At 58.7% G+C, this 17,604-nt stretch carries 14 protein-coding genes; 9 read left to right on the top strand and 5 right to left on the bottom strand.

What is annotated here, in order from left to right:
- Positions 1-2: 2 nt before the first annotated feature.
- On the top strand, positions 3-1,058 hold the full coding sequence (locus GOW04_RS16595; RefSeq protein WP_171233304.1) for an aldolase/citrate lyase family protein: 1,056 nt from the start codon (positions 3-5) through the stop codon (positions 1,056-1,058).
- 99 nt (positions 1,059-1,157) lie between these two features.
- Here GOW04_RS16595 and GOW04_RS16590 read toward each other — a convergent pair whose 3' ends face one another.
- The 4 genes from GOW04_RS16590 to paaG are packed head-to-tail and all read right to left on the bottom strand — an operon-like array spanning position 1,158 to position 4,306.
- Positions 1,158-1,754, bottom strand: a complete 597-nt coding sequence (locus tag GOW04_RS16590) for a TetR/AcrR family transcriptional regulator (RefSeq protein ID WP_152460576.1) — start codon at positions 1,752-1,754, stop codon at positions 1,158-1,160.
- 3 nt (positions 1,755-1,757) lie between these two features.
- Complete coding sequence (paaK, locus tag GOW04_RS16585; RefSeq protein ID WP_152460575.1) at positions 1,758-3,068, bottom strand: phenylacetate--CoA ligase PaaK; 1,311 nt, start codon at positions 3,066-3,068, stop codon at positions 1,758-1,760.
- Positions 3,069-3,092: 24 nt separating this feature from the next.
- Entirely contained in the window at positions 3,093-3,518 is a 426-nt protein-coding gene (gene paaI / locus GOW04_RS16580) for a hydroxyphenylacetyl-CoA thioesterase PaaI (protein ID WP_171170296.1), read from the bottom strand.
- A 2-nt stretch (positions 3,519-3,520) separates the two neighbouring features.
- Positions 3,521-4,306: a 2-(1,2-epoxy-1,2-dihydrophenyl)acetyl-CoA isomerase PaaG gene (gene paaG, locus GOW04_RS16575; protein ID WP_152460574.1), complete on the bottom strand. Its 786-nt coding sequence runs from the start codon at positions 4,304-4,306 to the stop codon at positions 3,521-3,523.
- Between the two features lie 103 nt (positions 4,307-4,409).
- Here paaG and GOW04_RS16570 point away from each other — a divergent pair, with 103 nt between their 5' ends.
- The 6 genes from GOW04_RS16570 to paaZ all read left to right on the top strand — a co-directional run bounded on the left by GOW04_RS16570 (position 4,410) and on the right by paaZ (position 12,783).
- Positions 4,410-6,443, top strand: coding sequence for an FAD-dependent oxidoreductase (locus tag GOW04_RS16570; RefSeq protein ID WP_171233303.1), 2,034 nt, complete (start codon positions 4,410-4,412; stop codon positions 6,441-6,443).
- 70 nt (positions 6,444-6,513) lie between these two features.
- Positions 6,514-7,533, top strand: a complete 1,020-nt coding sequence (locus GOW04_RS16565; RefSeq protein ID WP_171233302.1) for a TRAP transporter substrate-binding protein — start codon at positions 6,514-6,516, stop codon at positions 7,531-7,533.
- 57 nt (positions 7,534-7,590) lie between these two features.
- Positions 7,591-8,094, top strand: a complete 504-nt coding sequence (locus tag GOW04_RS16560; RefSeq protein ID WP_152460571.1) for a TRAP transporter small permease — start codon at positions 7,591-7,593, stop codon at positions 8,092-8,094.
- Positions 8,094-9,446 (top strand): TRAP transporter large permease, encoded by a 1,353-nt coding sequence (locus GOW04_RS16555; protein WP_171118134.1) that lies wholly within the window; start codon positions 8,094-8,096, stop codon positions 9,444-9,446. Before GOW04_RS16560 ends, GOW04_RS16555 begins: the two co-directional genes overlap by 1 nt.
- Positions 9,446-10,633 (top strand): cytochrome P450, encoded by a 1,188-nt coding sequence (locus GOW04_RS16550; RefSeq protein WP_171233301.1) that lies wholly within the window; start codon positions 9,446-9,448, stop codon positions 10,631-10,633. The genes GOW04_RS16555 and GOW04_RS16550 overlap by 1 nt, the downstream gene beginning before the upstream one ends.
- 119 nt (positions 10,634-10,752) lie before the next feature.
- Complete coding sequence (paaZ, locus tag GOW04_RS16545) at positions 10,753-12,783, top strand: phenylacetic acid degradation bifunctional protein PaaZ (RefSeq protein ID WP_171233300.1); 2,031 nt, start codon at positions 10,753-10,755, stop codon at positions 12,781-12,783.
- Between the two features lie 327 nt (positions 12,784-13,110).
- Here the strand turns inward: paaZ and GOW04_RS16540 are convergent, their stop codons facing one another.
- Complete coding sequence (locus tag GOW04_RS16540) at positions 13,111-13,563, bottom strand: Lrp/AsnC family transcriptional regulator (protein WP_171233299.1); 453 nt, start codon at positions 13,561-13,563, stop codon at positions 13,111-13,113.
- Positions 13,564-13,678: 115 nt separating this feature from the next.
- On the opposite strand from GOW04_RS16540, the gene GOW04_RS16535 reads away from it, so the two are divergent.
- Together GOW04_RS16535 and GOW04_RS16530 are read left to right on the top strand one after the other, a co-directional pair.
- Entirely contained in the window at positions 13,679-14,878 is a 1,200-nt protein-coding gene (locus GOW04_RS16535) for a methionine gamma-lyase (RefSeq protein WP_171233298.1), read from the top strand.
- Between the two features lie 14 nt (positions 14,879-14,892).
- Positions 14,893-17,274, top strand: coding sequence for a 1-deoxy-D-xylulose-5-phosphate synthase N-terminal domain-containing protein (locus GOW04_RS16530; protein ID WP_171233297.1), 2,382 nt, complete (start codon positions 14,893-14,895; stop codon positions 17,272-17,274).
- Positions 17,275-17,604 lie beyond the last annotated feature (330 nt).

Below are 17,604 nucleotides of genomic sequence, written 5' to 3'. Positions count from 1 at the left end.
CAATGCCTGCGCCAATCAATTCGTTCAAGGCCGCGCTGACGTCTGGAACCCCTTTGATCGGGTGTTGGATCGGCTTGGCCAATGCCTACACCGCCGAGATCGCCGCAACCGCGCAGTTTGACTGGCTGCTGGTCGACGGTGAGCATGCGCCAAACGATCTGCGCTCGATCCTCGAGCAGGTGAGGGTGATTGAAGGATCTGGCAGTACCCCTGTCGCACGCCTGCCGATTGGCGAGACCTGGATGATCAAGCAATATCTTGATGCCGGTGTGCAGAACATTCTGGTGCCGATGGTCGAAAGCGGCGATCAGGCGCGCGAACTGGTGCGGGCCGTGCAGTATCCACCCCGTGGCGTTCGGGGCGTAGGTTCCGCTTTGGCGCGGGCCTCGCGTTTTGCGGCTATCCCGGATTATCTGAAAACGGCGGACGAGCAGATCTGTCTTTTGGTGCAGGTCGAAAACAGGCTTGGGCTGGAGGCGCTGGACGACATCCTGGCGACCGACGTCGATGGGGTGTTCGTCGGCCCGTCGGATCTGGCCGCAGATATGGGCCATATCGGCGATGCCGGGCACCCGGACGTGATCGAGGCCGTTCTTGATGCGATCCGGCGCATCGTTGCGGCAGGCAAGCCGGCAGGGATATTGTCGCTGGACCCGGTCATGCAGCGAAAATGCCTGGATCTGGGGGCAACATTCGTGGCCACGGACATCGATGTGACTTTGTTCGCCAAGGCAATCCGGGCCGCTGCGGCTGATGGGCTCAACCTGCTGCCCGATCAGGTGGCTTCGGGAATCGCGCAGACAGGCGCGGCGTCGAAATACCTGCAACAGCTTTGCAAACACTGGTCGCGCAAGGCTCAGGTAACGTTCGATGAAACGCAAGGCAGCGTGAGCTTTCCGGACGGGAACCGCGTCACCCTTTCGGCAGGCGACACCAGCCTGACCGTAACCGCCGCCACCCGGGCGCGCGGTGATCTGGCCCGATGGCAACAGGTCATCGAGGCTCATCTGGCGCGTTTTGCGTTTCGGGAAGAGTTCCGCATTAATTGGTCAGGATGAGGAAAACACGTTGCGGCCCTGAACCTGCCACTGTGGCAACGGGTCAAGGGCAGGCACCCCTGTGTTGGACTTGGAACGGTTTTGCCCGAAAGGCCTCAGTTAGAGCTTTTGGATACCATGGACGGTCAGAGTGCTGACCAGATCGGCATAGTCTTCGCGGGCCTTGGGCCCTGCTCCGCTGTTCCACATGTAATACCAGTTCAGCATCCCAAAAACTGACATCGTGGTGCCGCGCAGCTTGTCCTTGTCATTGTTGAAGGCTGTCGGCGCCAGCTCTTTCAGGATGTCGCGCACAAAATTCACCAATTCCAGCTGATACCCGCGCAGAAGCTTCTGCTGTTCCTCGGTCAAGGCGCTCATGCCGCTGATCTGCACCCGGTGTTCATCATCTGCGCCTTGGTAGGCAAACAGGATTTCGCGCACCGCTTTCCGCAGCTTATGTTCAGACGTAAGACCGTTCAGATCCACATTGCAGATACGGTCGCGAAGCTCGCGCAGGTAGGTTTCAAGGATGTCATACAAGATGGCATCCTTGCTGTCATAATAGTGGTATATGTTTGCCTTGGAAATCCCGCACTCTTTTGCCAACAGGGTCATCGAGGCGCGATCAAACCCTTGGTCGGCGAACACTTTGGCGGCCGTTTTCAGGATTTGCTTCCGCTTCTGGTCGTGATCTTTGGCGATTGTACGGGCCACGGCTTATTCCTTATCGCGATTGTCGACGACGCGCTTCGCCTTGCCCTGAGAGCGTTCGACGTCGCCGGGGTCACCTACAACAATTTCCGTTGAGACGCCAACGACGTCCTTGATCCGCTTGGTCAGCATCCGTGCCGCGGCCGTCTTGGACAGTTCGTCGGTGGAATCCGGGGACGATTCAACATAAACCCGCATGGCGTCCATGCGGCCGGATTTGTACAGCTCGATCTGATAATAAGGGGCAAGGCCCCCCGTCGCCATGACCTGTTCTTCGATCTGGCTGGGAAAGACGTTGACGCCGCGCAGGATCATCATGTCGTCGCTGCGACCGGTGATCTTGGCCATCCGGCGCATGGACCGTGCTGTCCCCGGCAACAGGCAGGTAAGATCGCGCGTGCGATAGCGGATCATCGGCAAACCTTCCTTGGTCAGGGTCGTGAACACCAACTCGCCAGTTTCGCCATCGGGCAGGACCTCTCCGGTCGCGGGATCAATGATTTCAGGCAGGAAGTGATCTTCCCAGATCACCGGGCCATCCTTGGTTTCAACGCATTCATTGGCCACCCCGGGCCCCATGATTTCGGACAGGCCATAGATGTCGACCGCATGCATATCAAACGCATCCTCGACTTCGGCGCGCATGGCGTCTGTCCAGGGCTCGGCACCGAACACGCCAACCTTCAGCGAGCTTTCACGCGGGTCGAGCCCCGCCTTGTGGAACTGTTCAAGGATATTGAGCATATAGGAAGGCGTAACCATGATCCCGTCGGGCCGGAAATCGTTGATCAGGTTGACTTGCTTTTCGGTTTGCCCACCGGACATGGGGACGACGGTCGCGCCAAGCCGCTCGATCCCGTAATGTGCACCAAGACCGCCGGTGAACAACCCGTAACCATAGGCATTGTGCACCATGTCACCTTTGCGCAACCCCGATGCGCGCAGGGACCTTGCGCCCAGATCCGCCCAATTGTCGATGTCGTTTTTCGTGTAGCCCACCACCGTCGGCTTGCCCGTCGTACCGGACGAGGCGTGCAGGCGAATGATCTGGCTGCGTGGAACGGCGAACAGGCCGAAGGGATAGTTGTCACGCAGATCATTCTTGTACGTGAACGGAAACTTCGCCAGATCCGAAAGCTGCTGAAGATCGTCGGGATGCACACCGGATTCGTCAAACCGTTGCTTGTACATCGGAACGTTCTCATAGGCGTGGCGAACGGACCATTTGAGGCGTTCAAGCTGCGTCGCGCGGATTTCGTCGATTGAGGCGATCTCGATCGGGTCCAGATCCGCTTTGTTTGGGGAAAGGTCTTCCATCGCGTCACTCCTCCAGTCGCGAAGCTATTCCTGAAAATTCTGCCCGCCGACCGCGCGGGACATTCCGCGAAACTCGGCGATCAGGGTGTTGTCTTGGTTGGTGACGCGGACGTCATAGATGCCACTGCGGCCGGTGACGGCAACCTCTGACGCGATTGCGGTCAGATGGTCCCCTTTTTTTCCGGGCGCGAGGTAGCTCATCATCGTATGCTGGCCGACGGTTGCCACGTTGCGGCTGTTACAGGCGAAGGCAAAGGCGCTGTCGGCCAGGGCATGAGTGACGCCCCCGTGGCAAATGCCGTGCCCGTTGCAGTGATGGTCCCCGACTGTCAGGGTCAGAACTGCACGGCCTTCGTCGACTTCGACCAGATCCATCCCGAACCATTTGCTGGCTTGGTCATTCGCCCACATCGCTTCAGCGGATTTCGTGGCACGTTCTTTGGGTGTCATCATCAGCGTCCCTGGAAATTCGGTGCCCGCTTTTCAAGAAAACTGGATACGCCCTCGGCGTAATCCGCGCTTTCCCCGCAGGTCTTCATTGCGTCTGCTTCGATCTCGAGCTGATCCGAGAGCGACGTGGTGGCAGCCGTTTGAATGCACTGTTTTGTCAGCCCGAGCCCGAGGGTGGGGCCGTTTGCCAATTGCGCGGCAAGTGCGCGCGCTTCGGTCATCAATTGATCATCGGCCACCGCCTTCCAGATCAGCCCCCAATCTTCGGCTTGCTTGGCCGGAAGGGGTTGGGCTGTCAGGGCCAGCCCCTTGGCGCGCGCCTCGCCCAACAGGCGCGGCAAGTGCCAACTGCCGCCCGTGTCGGGAATCAGACCCACCTTGGAAAAGCTCTGAATGAATTTCGCACTTTCCGCGGCCAGAACCATATCACAGGCCAGCGCCAGATTTGCACCCGCCCCGGCGGCCACTCCGTTCACGGCGCAGATCACCGGGATATTCATCGACCGGATCAACCGGACAAGAGGGGCATAGAACCTGCGTACCGTTTTGCTTAGATCCGGCGGGCCATCCATTTTCGACGGGTCGCGATCGCCGAGGTCCTGACCGGCACAAAAGCCTCGTCCGGCACCGGTCAGCAATATCGCGCGGGCCCCGCCGTCGCGCGCGGCTTTCAGCGCATCCTGAAGCGCCAGGTGCATTTCTTCATTGAACGAGTTCAGCTTGTCCGGGCGGTTCAGGGTGATTTCGGCCCAGTTCCCGTTGTCTTGTACAAGAATCGTATCGCTCATGACTGTCTCATCTGGTCTCGTTTCAACTTAATCATTGCATTAACCGAACGGTTGGTCAATATATAAACCCAAACCGAATCTGAACCGATCAAAGGGATTGCAAATGTCGCAGTCGTCGCTGGTGAGCGTTGAATTTGAGGGCGACGTGGCGTGGGTCACCATTGACAACCCGCCGGTAAACGCGACGTCGACAGGTGTTCGGCAAGGGCTGTCTGACGCGGTTGATGCGGTCAAGGGCGCGCGCGTGGCGGTGCTGTGTTGCGCTGGAAAAACCTTTGTCGCAGGCGGCGACATGTCCGAGTTCGATGCGCCGCCGGTCGAGCCGCACTTGCCCGACGTGGTTCAGAAAATCGAAGACAGCGAGGTTCCGTTCATTGCCTGCATGCATGGCAACGTGCTGGGCGGCGGGTTCGAAATCGCCATGGCCTGTGCGTGGCGGATCGCGGCGCCGGGAACGGGTTTTGGCCTGCCGGAAGTCAATGTGGGTTTGATCCCCGGGGCAGGCGGCACACAACGATTGCCGCGTCTAGTCGGGATGCAGGCTGCAATTGACATGGCTTGTTCGGGCAAAATTCTCAAGGCAGAGACACTGGCCGAGCTTGGCGGCGTCGACCGCGTCGCCGAAGACCCCAGGGCTGCTGTCCTGGAATTGGTTGCCGACCTTCCCGAACGCCCAATACCTGTCAGCCAGCGTGCTGTGGCGGAGTTTGCGCCGGATCTGTTGGAGGCGAGCCGCGAGGCTTTGAAAAAACGCGCCAAGGGTCAGAAATCGCCGTTGGAAAACCTGACGGCGCTTGGTTGGTCGGTTGAGCCATTTGCCACCGCACAACCGAAAGAGCGCGCGCGCCATCTGGAGTTGCGCCAAAGCCCGGAAAGCCGCGCTTTGCGCTACGCTTTTTTTGCTGAACGTGCCGTGTCCAAACCTTCGTTGATCAAAGACGTGGCCGCCCGTGACATAACACGGATCGCCGTTGTCGGAGGTGGGTTGATGGGGGCAGGGATCGCAACTGCGGCCCTGAACGGCGGGCTGTCCGTGACGTTGATCGAGCGAGACGCCGACGCCGCGGCCGCAGCGCGCAATCGGGTCGAGGGTCTGCTGCAAGGCGCGGTCAAGAGAGGCAAGATGTCCGAGGCGCAGCTTCGGGATCGCCTTGCTGCGTTTCGTGCGGTGAACAGTTATGCAGACGCTGCGGATGCCGAACTGGCGATCGAGGCCGTCTTTGAAGACCTGTCCGTCAAGCAGCAGGTATTTGACGAGCTGGTCAGACATATGAGCAGCGATGCGATTTTGGCAACGAACACATCCTACCTGGACCCGCGCGAGATTTTCGCGGGCGTCGGCAATCAGGCCCGATGCATCGGGCTGCATTTCTTCAGCCCGGCCCATGTCATGAAACTGCTCGAGGTCGTGGTAGCTCCGCAAACGTCTGCTGAAGTTGTCGCAACCGCGGTCGCGCTTGGTAAAAAGCTTCGCAAGGTTTCGGTGCTGTCGGGTATCTGCGATGGGTTCATTGGCAACCGCATGTTGGCCGCCTATCGGCGCGCGGCCGATTATCTGCTGGCAGATGGGGCGCTTCCCTATCAGGTGGACCGTGCAATGCGGGCGTTCGGGATGCCCATGGGGCCTTACGAGCTTCAGGATCTGACCGGTCTTCAAATTGCCTGGGCAAACCGCAAACGCAATGCCGCCAACCGCGCCCCGAACGAACGTTATGTCACCATCGCGGACCAGCTTTGTCAGCGCGAGCGTTTCGGCCAGCGTGTCGGCAAAGGCTGGTACCGCTACGAAGAGGGCAGTCGCGATCCGGTTCGGGATCCCGAGGTTGAGGCATTGATCGAAGCCTATTCCGACCAGCAGGGCATCACTCGCAGGGATTTTTCGGACGAGGAAATCTGTTCGCGGTTGCTGGCAGTCTTGGCCAACGAGGGCGCTTTGATCATTGAAGAGGGGATCGCGGAAAACGCCGAAGCTGTCGATATGGTTCAAATCCATGGATACGGCTTCCCCCGCTGGAGAGGAGGACCGATGAACTATTGCAACGGAGTCGGCATCAGCCGGTGCGCCGCAAATATGCTAACCGTAGCGAAAGAAAGCCCCGGTTCGTGGCGCCTCGCGGGCCAATTGGAAAACAATTAACATGTTGATGGTTACAAAAGTGACCATTAACGCATTCTCGAGTCATGTTTCACAGGGAGGAGACAAAACCATGAAGTTCACCAAGTTGAGCACTCTTTTGGCCTCGGCCGCGCTGGCCGTTTCGGGCACGGTGGCGTTGGCGGCGGATTACACGCTGACGATTTCCAGCTGGGCACCGCCGACCCACGGCATCAACGCGAAGATGTGGCCGAAATTCGTGGAAATGGTCGAAGAAGCCACCGATGGCAAAGTCACTGCTGAACTGAAGCTGGGAATTGCCCCGCCGCCGGCGCAGATGGACCTGATCATGGATGGCGCGGCGGATGCGTCGATCATCTTCCACGGATACCAGCCCGGTCGTTTCGTCACCACCAAGATGATTGAGCTGCCCGGATATGAGGGCTCGGCCGAAGCGGCCTCGGTCGCGTATTGGCGTACATACGACAAGTATCTCAAGGCGGCGGACGAACATCGCGGTGTGAAAGTGATCGCCCTGCACACCCACGGCCCGGCACAGCTTCATTCCAGCAGCCCGGTGACCAAGCTCGACGAGGTATCGGGCCTCAAGGTGCGTATCCCGGGTGGTGTCGGCGGAGATGTCGGCACCGCGCTGGGCGCAACCGGAATTCAGGTTCCTGCGCCGAAAGTATACGAGACACTCGCGTCGAAAGCTGCTGATGGTGTGGTCATGCCATTTGAATCCCGCAAGGGTTTCAAGCTGACCGAAGTGGCGCAAAACGTATATGAAGTTCCGGGTGGCCTGTATCGCGGGTCATTTGCGTTCATCATGAACGAAGACACTTTTGCGGATCTTCCCGCCGATGTGCAGGCCGCTTTGGAAGAACAGGTCTTCGGCGAACCGCTGAGCCGCGAAATCGGTAAAATCTGGGATGAGATCGACGCGATCGGCCGTGAAGCGACCGAACAGACCGAGGGCAACGCGATCAATGCAGCCTCTGCTGAAGATCTGGAAAAGTTCAATGCGATCGCTGCCGATGTGCGCGCCAAGGTCATCGAAGAGGTCAATGGCACCGGTGTTGATGCGCAAGCCGCTTATGACATGATCGTTAACGAAATGGCTGCCCAGTAACGCAGCCGGGCTGGCGGGGTTGACCCGCCAGCCATCTTCACCCGTTGGGGGCCAATCATGCAATCTATCGTGACCTTCGCGCGTCGCGTCAGTATCATTCCGACGGTGCTGGCCTGTGTGGCGCTGTTCATCCTGATGGTGATGACCTTTTTTGACGTCATCCTGCGCTCAGTCTTCAATGCTCCGATCGAGGCGGCAACCGAACTGACGCGGATTCTGATGGCGATCCTTGTGTTCTCGGTTTTGCCGATGATTTCGGCCGGGAAGGGGCAAATCGCCGTTGACCTGACCGATGGAATTTTTTCCCGCCTGCGGCTGAGCAGGGCGCGCGATGCGATAGTCTATCTGGTGTCCGGCATCATGCTGATCTGGCCGATTCAGCGCGTTTGGGTTCTGGCTGAACGTGCGCGGGATTACGGGGATGTCACCGAATACCTGTCGATCCCCGTCTTCTATGTCGGCTGGTTCATCGCCGCCTTCACTGCAATAACGGCCGTTGCGATGGTCATCACCGGTCTTTTGCACATTTTTGCCCCCCAAACCTTGTCGGAGCACGCCTGATGACTGCCGCACTGATCGGTTTCGCCCTTGTCCTGGTTCTTGTGTTGGTACGTTTGCCCATCGTGTTTGCGATGGGCCTCGTGGGGACGCTTGGGTTCGCATATGAACGCGGTGGCAGCATCCTGTCCGAGCGCGGGCTGAAGGCCGCCATGTCGATGGTGGGTCGCCAGATTACGGATACGGCACAGGACTATGGCCTTTCGGTCGTGCCACTGTTCATCCTCATGGGTCTGTTCGTAAACAAGGGCGGGCTCGCGCGCGAATTATACGCGGTCTCAAACGCCTTCCTGGGCCACTTCCGAGGTGGTATCGCCATGGCGACGGTTGCCGCGTGCGGCGGCTTTTCGGCCATTTGCGGTTCCTCGCTGGCAACGGCAGCGACCATGTCCAAAGTCGCGATGCCCGAGATGCGCCGGTACCGCTACTCGGATGAGCTGTCGACCGCGTCGATTGCAGCGGGGGGCACGCTGGGTATCCTGATCCCACCGTCGGTCATTTTGGTGATCTACGGCCTGCTGACCGAAACATCGATCGGCAAGCTCTTCGTTGCTGGCATCATCCCCGGTGTACTTGGCATCCTCTTCTATCTGTTCGCGGTGCGCTGGACTGTTTGGCGCAGGCCCGAGGCCGGCCCGGCCGGTGAACGCCACGGCTGGGGCGAACGCCTGTCGGCCCTGCGCTCGGTCTGGGCGGTGTTGCTGCTGTTCTTCCTGGTGATAGGCGGCTTGTACGGAGCGTTCGATTTCTACCCCCTGAACCTGACCTTCAGCCCGACCGAAGCCGCCGGTATGGGCGCGATGGGGGCATTCCTGATCGCATTGTCGCGCGGCGGGCTGACCCTTGGATCGACCTTTGAAGTGCTGAAGGAAACCAGTTTCACCGCCGCGGCGCTGTTCTCGGTTCTGATCGGGGCGCAGATCTTTTCGAATTTCATCAACCTGGCCGGTCTGCCCGAAGCGTTGATCGCCCTGGTCACCGCATATGAGGTGGAGCCCTTCGTCGTGATCCTGATGATCCTCGGGATCTACATCATTCTGGGATGCGTCTTTGAATCGCTGTCGATGCTGTTGCTGACGGTTCCGATCTTTTTCCCACTGGTCACGTCATTGGGATATGATCCGATCTGGTTCGGCATCGTTGTCGTCGTCGTGACCGAGATCAGTTTGATCACGCCGCCCGTGGGTCTGAACGTGTTCATTCTGAAAGGCGTGGTCGGGGACGTATCGACCGGAACAATCTTCAAGGGGGTCACACCGTTCTGGGTGGCAGACATCTTCCGTCTGGCTCTGATCGTTCTGGTGCCTTGGCTGGTTCTGGTCCTTCCCGAACAAATGGGAGCGATGGGTCACTGATGTTCTCTTTGACTGCGCTTCCGGACGGGTTTCATACGGATCCCTATCCAACCTACGCCGCGTTGCGCGAAGACACGCCCGTCTGCTGGCAGCCCGATGGTTCGGTGGTCCTGTCGCGGTATGACGACCTGGATCTGGTGTACCGGGATACCGAGCGTTTCATATCGGATAAAAAGGCGGTTTTCGGCCCCAAATACGGTATCGACAGCCCGCTGTACGAACACCATACCACCAGCCTTGTGTTCAATGATCCGCCTCTGCATACCCGCGTCCGCAAGGTCATGGTCGGTGCGATGAACCCACGGGCGCTGGCGCAGATGGAACCGGGCCTGATTCAACTTGTCGATGGGCTGTTGGACGAGATGCAGGCCAAGCGCTCGGTAGAGTTGATCGAGGATTTCGCCGGTGCCATCCCGATCGAGATCATCGGCAACCTGCTTGGCATTCCCAGATCGGAACGTGGCCCTTTGCGGGATTGGTCTTTGGCTATTCTGGGCGCTTTGGAACCCCAATTGACGCCCGAGCAGGAAGAGTGGGGCAACCGGTCGGTATCTGATTTCAAGGACTATCTTCGGCATGTCATCGAAGATCGCCGGGCCAACCCCGGAGATCCTGCGACGGATGTCCTGACACGTTTGATGCAGGATGACACCGATGGTGGCTTGACCGAGGTCGAGCTGTACCAGAACTGTATCTTCATTCTGAATGCAGGGCACGAGACCACCACCAACCTGATCGGCAACGCATTGGAACTGTTGGAACGGCACCGCGACAAACGGGCCGAGCTTCTGGCCAATCCGGATCTGATCAACACGGCAGTGGACGAGTTTCTGCGGCTGGAAAGCCCAAATCAGTTTGGCAATCGTCTGACCACCGAAGATGTAATGTTCCACGGTCAGACCATTCCGGCAGGTACGGACATTAACCTGTGTATCGGCGCGGCCAATCGCGATCCGCGGCAGTTTGCACAACCTGATGAGGTTGTATTGGATCGACGTCCCAACAAGCATCACGCGTTTGCCGGAGGGCCCCATACCTGCGTCGGCCTAACCTTGGCGCGTATGGAGGGTCGCGTGGCCGTCGGACGGTTTCTGGCGCGATTCCCGACCTATCGCATCACTGACGGCGCCGAACGGGGCGGCCGCATCCGGTTTCGGGGTTTCGCGCGACTGCCAGCTCAAGTCTGAGATGTGAGGTTTGGGTTGCCAATTCGCCAATTTATTGACCGACCGATCGGTTTATATTATGATTTCGTGAGACGTGCATATGGCCGCGCGAAGTTCACACAACAAATGAGGAGACGCTCATGACAATCCAACAGATTTCCAGCTTCGCGGCCGGTGAATGGGTTTCGCCCGGTGCGGGTGCCCGCAATATTACAAGCGCGGTCACCGGCGAGGTGATCGCCACGGCCGGCAATAGCGCGTTGGATGTGCAGGGGATGCTGGACTATGCGCGCAATGTCGGCGGGCCGGCGCTGCGGCAGATGACGTTCCACGAGCGGGCCAAGATGCTCAAGGCGTTGTCCGTTCATTTGGGTCAGCACAAACAGGAAATGTATGACCTGTCTTTCAGCACAGGTGCGACCCAGTCCGACCACTTGATCGACATAGACGGTGGTATCGGCACGATGTTCGTCTTCGCTTCGAAAGGTCGACGCGAGATGCCGGACGGACATGTCTATCTGGACGGTGAGGTCGAGCAGTTGTCGCGCAATGGCACCTTCCTGGGGCAGCACATCTGTACCCCGTTGCACGGGGTGGCAGTTCACATCAACGCGTTCAACTTTCCTGTCTGGGGGATGCTGGAAAAGCTGGCTCCAACCCTTCTGGCAGGCGTTCCGGCCATCGTAAAGCCAGCAACGAACTCGTGCTACGTCACCGAACTATGCGTCCGGCTGATGCTGGATTCCGGCATTTTGCCTGCTGGCGCGTTGCAGCTGGTTTCGGGTGGTCTGGGCGATATGCTGGACCGTCTGACCATGCAGGACGTGGTCAGTTTCACCGGATCTGCGGAAACGGCATCGAAACTGCGTTCCAACCCGGTGATTCTGGAAAACTCAATTCGTTTCGTGGCCGAGCAGGACAGTCTGAACTGCTCGATCCTGGGCCCTGATGCCGAGCCTGGAACGCCGGAATTCGACCTCTTTGTCAAAGAAGTCCAGCGCGAGATGACCACGAAGGCTGGGCAGAAATGTACTGCGATCCGCCGGATCATTGCCCCAGAGCCTCAGGTGCAGGCGGTGATCGAAGCCCTGTTCGCGCGGTTGGCGAAAACGGTCATCGGCGACCCAAGGCTGGAAACCACACGCATGGGTGCGCTGGTCTCGAACGGTCAGAAACGTGATGTTCTGGAAAAGGCGGCAATCATCGGGCAGGAAGCCGAGCGCGTTTTCGGCAACCCTGACGATTTTGAGGTTGATGGGGCGGATGCCGAGAAAGGCGCGTTCCTGCCGCCGATGTTGTACCACTGTGCCAATCCGGATGCGGCCCGACGCGTCCATGACACCGAGGCTTTTGGCCCGGTCAGCACGGTGATGGGGTATCGCGATCTTGACCATGCGATCGAACTGGCAAATCGCGGGCAAGGGTCGTTGGTGGCATCGGTCATCACCCGTGACGCGGATGTGGCACGGCACGTTGCCCTGGGGGCCGGGGCCTATCACGGGCGGCTGTATTTCAACAATCGCGACTCGATGAAGGAATCCACCGGCCACGGCTCTCCTCTGCCGCATATGGTTCACGGCGGCCCCGGACGCGCTGGCGGCGGCGAGGAGATGGGCGGTGTGCGTGGCGTGAAGCATTACATGCAGAGGACAGCCATTCAGGGATCGCCTGATCTGCTGACCGCGATCGGGAACAAATGGGTTCCCGGCGCGACCGAGGTCGAAGGGCCAGCCCATCCGTTCACGCGCCGGTTTCACGAGTTGGCGATTGGCGAGACCCTCCACACGGCGCCCCGTACAATCACGATGGAAGACATCGAACACTTTGCCAATTTCACCGGCGATACGTTCTATGCGCATATGGATCAGGCAGCGGCCGAACGGAACCCGTTCTTCCCGGGCCGTGTGGCCCATGGGTATCTGCTTTTGTCATTTGCAGCCGGATTGTTTGTTGAACCGAACGAAGGCCCAGTTCTGGCAAACACCGGTCTTGACGGGTTGCGATTCATGAAGCCCGTCGAGGCGGGTGATACCATCAAGGTGCGGTTGACGGTCAAGGCCAAGACCAAACGGAACGAGGAATACGGCGAAGTCCGCTGGCATGTCACCCTGACCCAGCAGGATGATGAAATGGTTGCGGAATATGAGCTTTTGACGATGGTCGCCTACTAGGCCCGGAACCCATTGAACTTGGCAGGTCAGCGTGTTCACGGTTCAAAAAAAACGAGCGGTGAACATGTCTGATCTTCGGGATACGTGCCAGAAACCAGGGTCGCAAACAGTGCTGGTTGCCTGCAAAGCACGCCAAGCGGCGCAATCGCGCCTAGATCATGTTCGACAGGATCAACGGCTGGTGGCGCGTCGCAACCCTGTGCGACCGAGGCTCAAAGGTCCTCTCGCCCGCGTCGCCATCGTCATATGTTGGCAGTGACTCCTCATCCCAGCGCCCGTTAAACATGCACCTCAACCTGAGTTTGCAGCGTAGTCAGACGCGTTCCATCAGGGTGGAAAAACGGCGGTCTTCTTAACCGTTCCATAAACAAAGCTGGTGTCAATCGAAGCAATCCCACCGATCGGGTGAATTCTGTTTCGAATGAATTCTTCATATGCCTCGAGATCCGATACCAACACCCGCAACTGATAGTCCATCGCCCCGGTCAGCACGTGGCATTCAAGAACTTCGTCGATCATCCGAACGCGTTTTTCGAAATTCTGAACGTCCGTTTCATTGTGCCGCTCCAACCGGATCCGCACAAAAACGGTAATGCCTATGCCGTATGCGGCGGCGTCCACATCTGCGCTGTAACCCTTGATGATTCCGCGCGCTTCGAGGTTCTTGACCCGGCGCAGACACGGCGACGGAGACAGGTTCACCTCGTCGGCAAGGTCCTGGTTTGTCATGCGCCCGTCCTTTTGCAGCGCCCGAATGATCTGTCTGTCTTTATCGTCCATTTCAACCTTAAACTTGGCAGAATCTGCCAATATTGATCATGATGTTGGTATTACTTGCAAGTAAAAGCCCAAAGTAAAGGTGCAAACTGGCGCCAGCTTGAAACAGGAGCTTGCAATGACTCGTTCAACCGGATTTGCCACCCGCGCCATTCACCACGCTTACAACCCTTTGGAAAATGACGGCGCCCTTACCCCACCGCTGCATTTGACGTCCACGTTTGCCTTTGAAACCGCAGAGGCCGGTGGAGAGATGTTTGCCGGTGAACGCGCAGGTCATATCTACAGCCGTATTTCGAACCCCACATGTGACCTTCTGGAACAACGCATTGCGGTGCTTGAAGGGGCCGAGGCCGGACTGGCCCTTTCCAGCGGCATGGGGGCGATCACGGCAGTGCTCTGGACCCTGCTGTCGCCGGGGGACGAAGTCATCGTGGACAAAACGCTCTATGGCTGCACCTTCGCCTTCATGCGCCACGGTCTGGCAAAATGGGGGGTCACGATCACCCATGTCGACATGACAGACCCTGAGAACCTGAAAGCCGCCGTTTCTGACAAAACCCGCGTTGTCTATTTCGAAACTCCGGCCAATCCGAACATGCGCCTGGTGGACATCGCCGCCAGCGCCGAGATCGCGCATTCGGTCGGTGCAACGGTTGTCGTCGACAACACCTATGCCAGCCCCTATCTTACCCGCCCGATCGAGCACGGGGCGGATATCGTTCTGCATTCTGCCACCAAATATCTCGGCGGGCATGGCGACGTGGTCGCTGGTCTGGTTGTCGGCACCGCCGAACAGATCGCCGAAATCCGCCTGGTCGGAATGAAGGATATGACCGGTGCGGTCATGGCCCCTTTCAACGCGATGCTGATCCTGCGTGGCCTGAAAACACTGAACCTGCGTCTGGATCGTCATTGCGCGTCAGCCAGGGTCGTCGCTGATTTCCTCGAGGCCCATCCCGCCGTCGGCGAGGTTTACTTTCCCGGGCTGAGAAGCTTTGCCCAGCATGATGTCGCGCAGCGGCAAATGTCCCAACCCGGCGCCATGATCGCGTTCGAGATCAAGTCCGGCCTGTCCGGTGGGATCGAATTCATGAACCGCCTGAACATGATCCAGCGCGCGGTGTCCTTGGGCGATGCCGAAACGCTGATCCAGCACCCTGCATCCATGACTCATTCGACCTATACCCCGGAAGAACGGGCCGAGCATGGGATCAGCGATGGTTTGATCCGTTTGTCCGTCGGGCTTGAGGATGTCGAAGATATCCTCGCAGACCTGGAGCAAGCTTTGCCTTATCCTGCCCGCAGCGCCGCCTGAACCCGGAGACCGCCATGCACATTGATCCCACCCAGTTGAAGATCGTTGAACAACGTCTGTTATGGTTGTCGCATTGGATGATCCACCATGCCAACCACATCCGGCCAAAGGTGGATGGGATCAAGGTTGGTGGCCATCAGGCGTCGTCTGCTTCGATGGTGTCGATCATGACCGCGCTCTATTTTTCGGCCCTGCGCCCTGAAGACCGGGTGGCTGTCAAACCCCATGCCTCACCGGTTTTCCATGCGATGCAGTATCTCATGGGCAATCAAACGCGCGAGAAGATGAAAAACTTCCGTGGTTTTGGCGGTGTGCAAAGCTATCCCAGCCGGACCAAGGATATCGACGACGTTGATTTTTCCACCGGGTCTGTGGGGCTGGGTGTCGCGATCACCTCGTTTGCCTCGATCATTCAGGATTACATCAAGGCCAAAAGCTGGGGCTCGGATGTTCCGATGGGGCGGATGGTGGCCCTTGTAGGCGACGCCGAACTGGACGAAGGCAATGTGTACGAGGCTTTGCAGGAAGGCTGGAAGAACGACCTACGAAAAACGTGGTGGATCATCGATTACAACCGGCAATCCCTGGATGGCATCGTCCGCGAAGGGCTATTCGAACGGATTGAAAAGATCTTCGATGCGTTCGGTTGGGATGTCGTGCGCGTGAAATATGGGGTTCTGCAACGCGCGGCCTTTGAAGAACCGGGTGGCGATCGCCTGCGCGACTGGATCGATGCGTGCCCCAATCAGGATTATTCGGCTTTGACCTTCATGGGGGGCGCAGTCTGGCGGCAGCGCCTGATGGACGATCTGGGGGATCAGGGGGATGTGACCGCCCTGATCGAACGGCGGACGGACGCAGAGCTGGCGGCGCTGATGGAAAATCTTGGCGGCAATTGCGTCGAGACCATGGCCCGGACATTTGCCGCCATCGATCATGATCGCCCGACCTGTTTCCTGGCCTACACCGTCAAAGGGTGGGGCACCCCCATCGCAGGTCACAAGGACAATCACGGCGGGCTGATGAACAACAGCCAGTTCGCCGCGTGGCAGTCGCATATGGGCGTGCCAGACGGCGAGGAATGGGAGCCGCTTGCGACAGTACAGGACCCCGCCGCATTCAAGGATTTTCTGGCCAGGGCACCGTTCTTTGCCAAGGGTCCGCGCCGCTATTTCGATGACAAGCTGGACGTGCCAAGGATCGAGGTCGACACCAGCCGTGAAATCTCGACCCAGATGGCGTTTGGCAAGATCCTTGACGATCTGTCAAAAGGTGATGGCCCGTTGACCGAACGCATCGTGACAACCTCTCCGGATGTCACCGGCACGACGAACCTGGGGCCTTGGGTGAACAGGCGCAAGCTGTTTGCCCGATCCATGCAAGCCGATGCCTTCATAGAACATCGGATCCCTTCGACGGCGAAATGGGAATTCACGCCGGGAGGGCAGCATATCGAGCTTGGGATCGCCGAAATGAACCTGATGCTGCTTCTGGGAGCGGCGGGTCTGTCGCATTCCCTGTTTGGCAAACGGTTGATCCCGATCGGCACCGTCTATGACCCCTTTGTCAGTCGCGGCCTCGATGCGCTGAACTATGCCTGCTATCAGGATGCACGCTTTATTCTCGTTGGTACGCCGTCGGGCGTGACACTGGCGCCAGAAGGCGGAGCGCATCAATCCGTCGGCACACCGCTGATCGGCATGAGCCAGGACGGGCTGGCTGTATTTGAACCCGCCTTTGCTGATGAACTGGCGGTGATCATGGAATGGGCCTTCGACTATCTGCAACGCGACGGTGAAGGACAACCGGACGAGCGTACATGGCTGCGCGATGAAACCGGCGGTTCCGTCTATCTGCGTCTGACGACCAACCCGATTGAGCAGCCGGGCAAACGCGTGGATGACCAGTTTCGGCAGGGTGCCATTGACGGGGCCTATTGGTTGCGAAAACCGGGGCCCAATTGCGAAGTTGTAATCGCCTATCAAGGTGCCGTCGCGCCCGAGGCGATCAAGGCCGCCGGTGTGATCGGCGAGGGCCGTCGCGATATCGGCGTTTTGGCCGTGACGTCCGCGGATCGGCTGAATGCCGGTTGGACGGCTGCACAACGCGCGCGGTCGCGCGGCAACCCCGCCGCACTATCCCACATCGAAACCCTGATGTCTGGTCTGCCAGCGCACTGCAATCTGGTCACCGTGATTGACGGGCATCCTGCAACATTGTCGTGGCTGGGCGCTGTGCGCGGTCATCAGACCATTCCGATGGGGGTCGAACATTTTGGCCAGACAGGAACGATCGGTGATCTCTATCGCCACCACTGTATTGATGCCGATGCCATCATCGAAAAAGTGAATGGCTTGACCCGTGGCAGAGTACTTCATCGGGCAACAGGGGCTTGAGATTGGGCCAACAAGATCAGGAACGATCCCGCTCGGGCTCTTGTTTGACCCATGTCGCATCGACGACGGTCATGTCATCGAAATGATCGGCACGGTTATGCGTGCCCGGTGCATGTTTCCGACGCCCAACAGCAGGCAGCTGCCGGCAAGATGTTGAATTATGTTCCCGCGTTGACCCAGGCTTGACGCGGCCCGGCCCTGGCGGTTGCGTCAGGGTCTGACCTGTCAGGGTGTTCCCTTATGAGAAGCTTTTCGGCGAAAATGCCCGTTTTCCCGTCTATACAACCGGGATGGCAGCCGGTAAGGGGCTGTCTTTACCCTTGGATGATC

It is taken from the genome of Ruegeria sp. HKCCA4812 (assembly GCF_013034245.1).
GTDB lineage: Bacteria > Pseudomonadota > Alphaproteobacteria > Rhodobacterales > Rhodobacteraceae > Ruegeria.
Note: the sequence above shows the minus strand (reverse complement) of the source record. Positions and strands in the feature narration are given on the sequence as shown.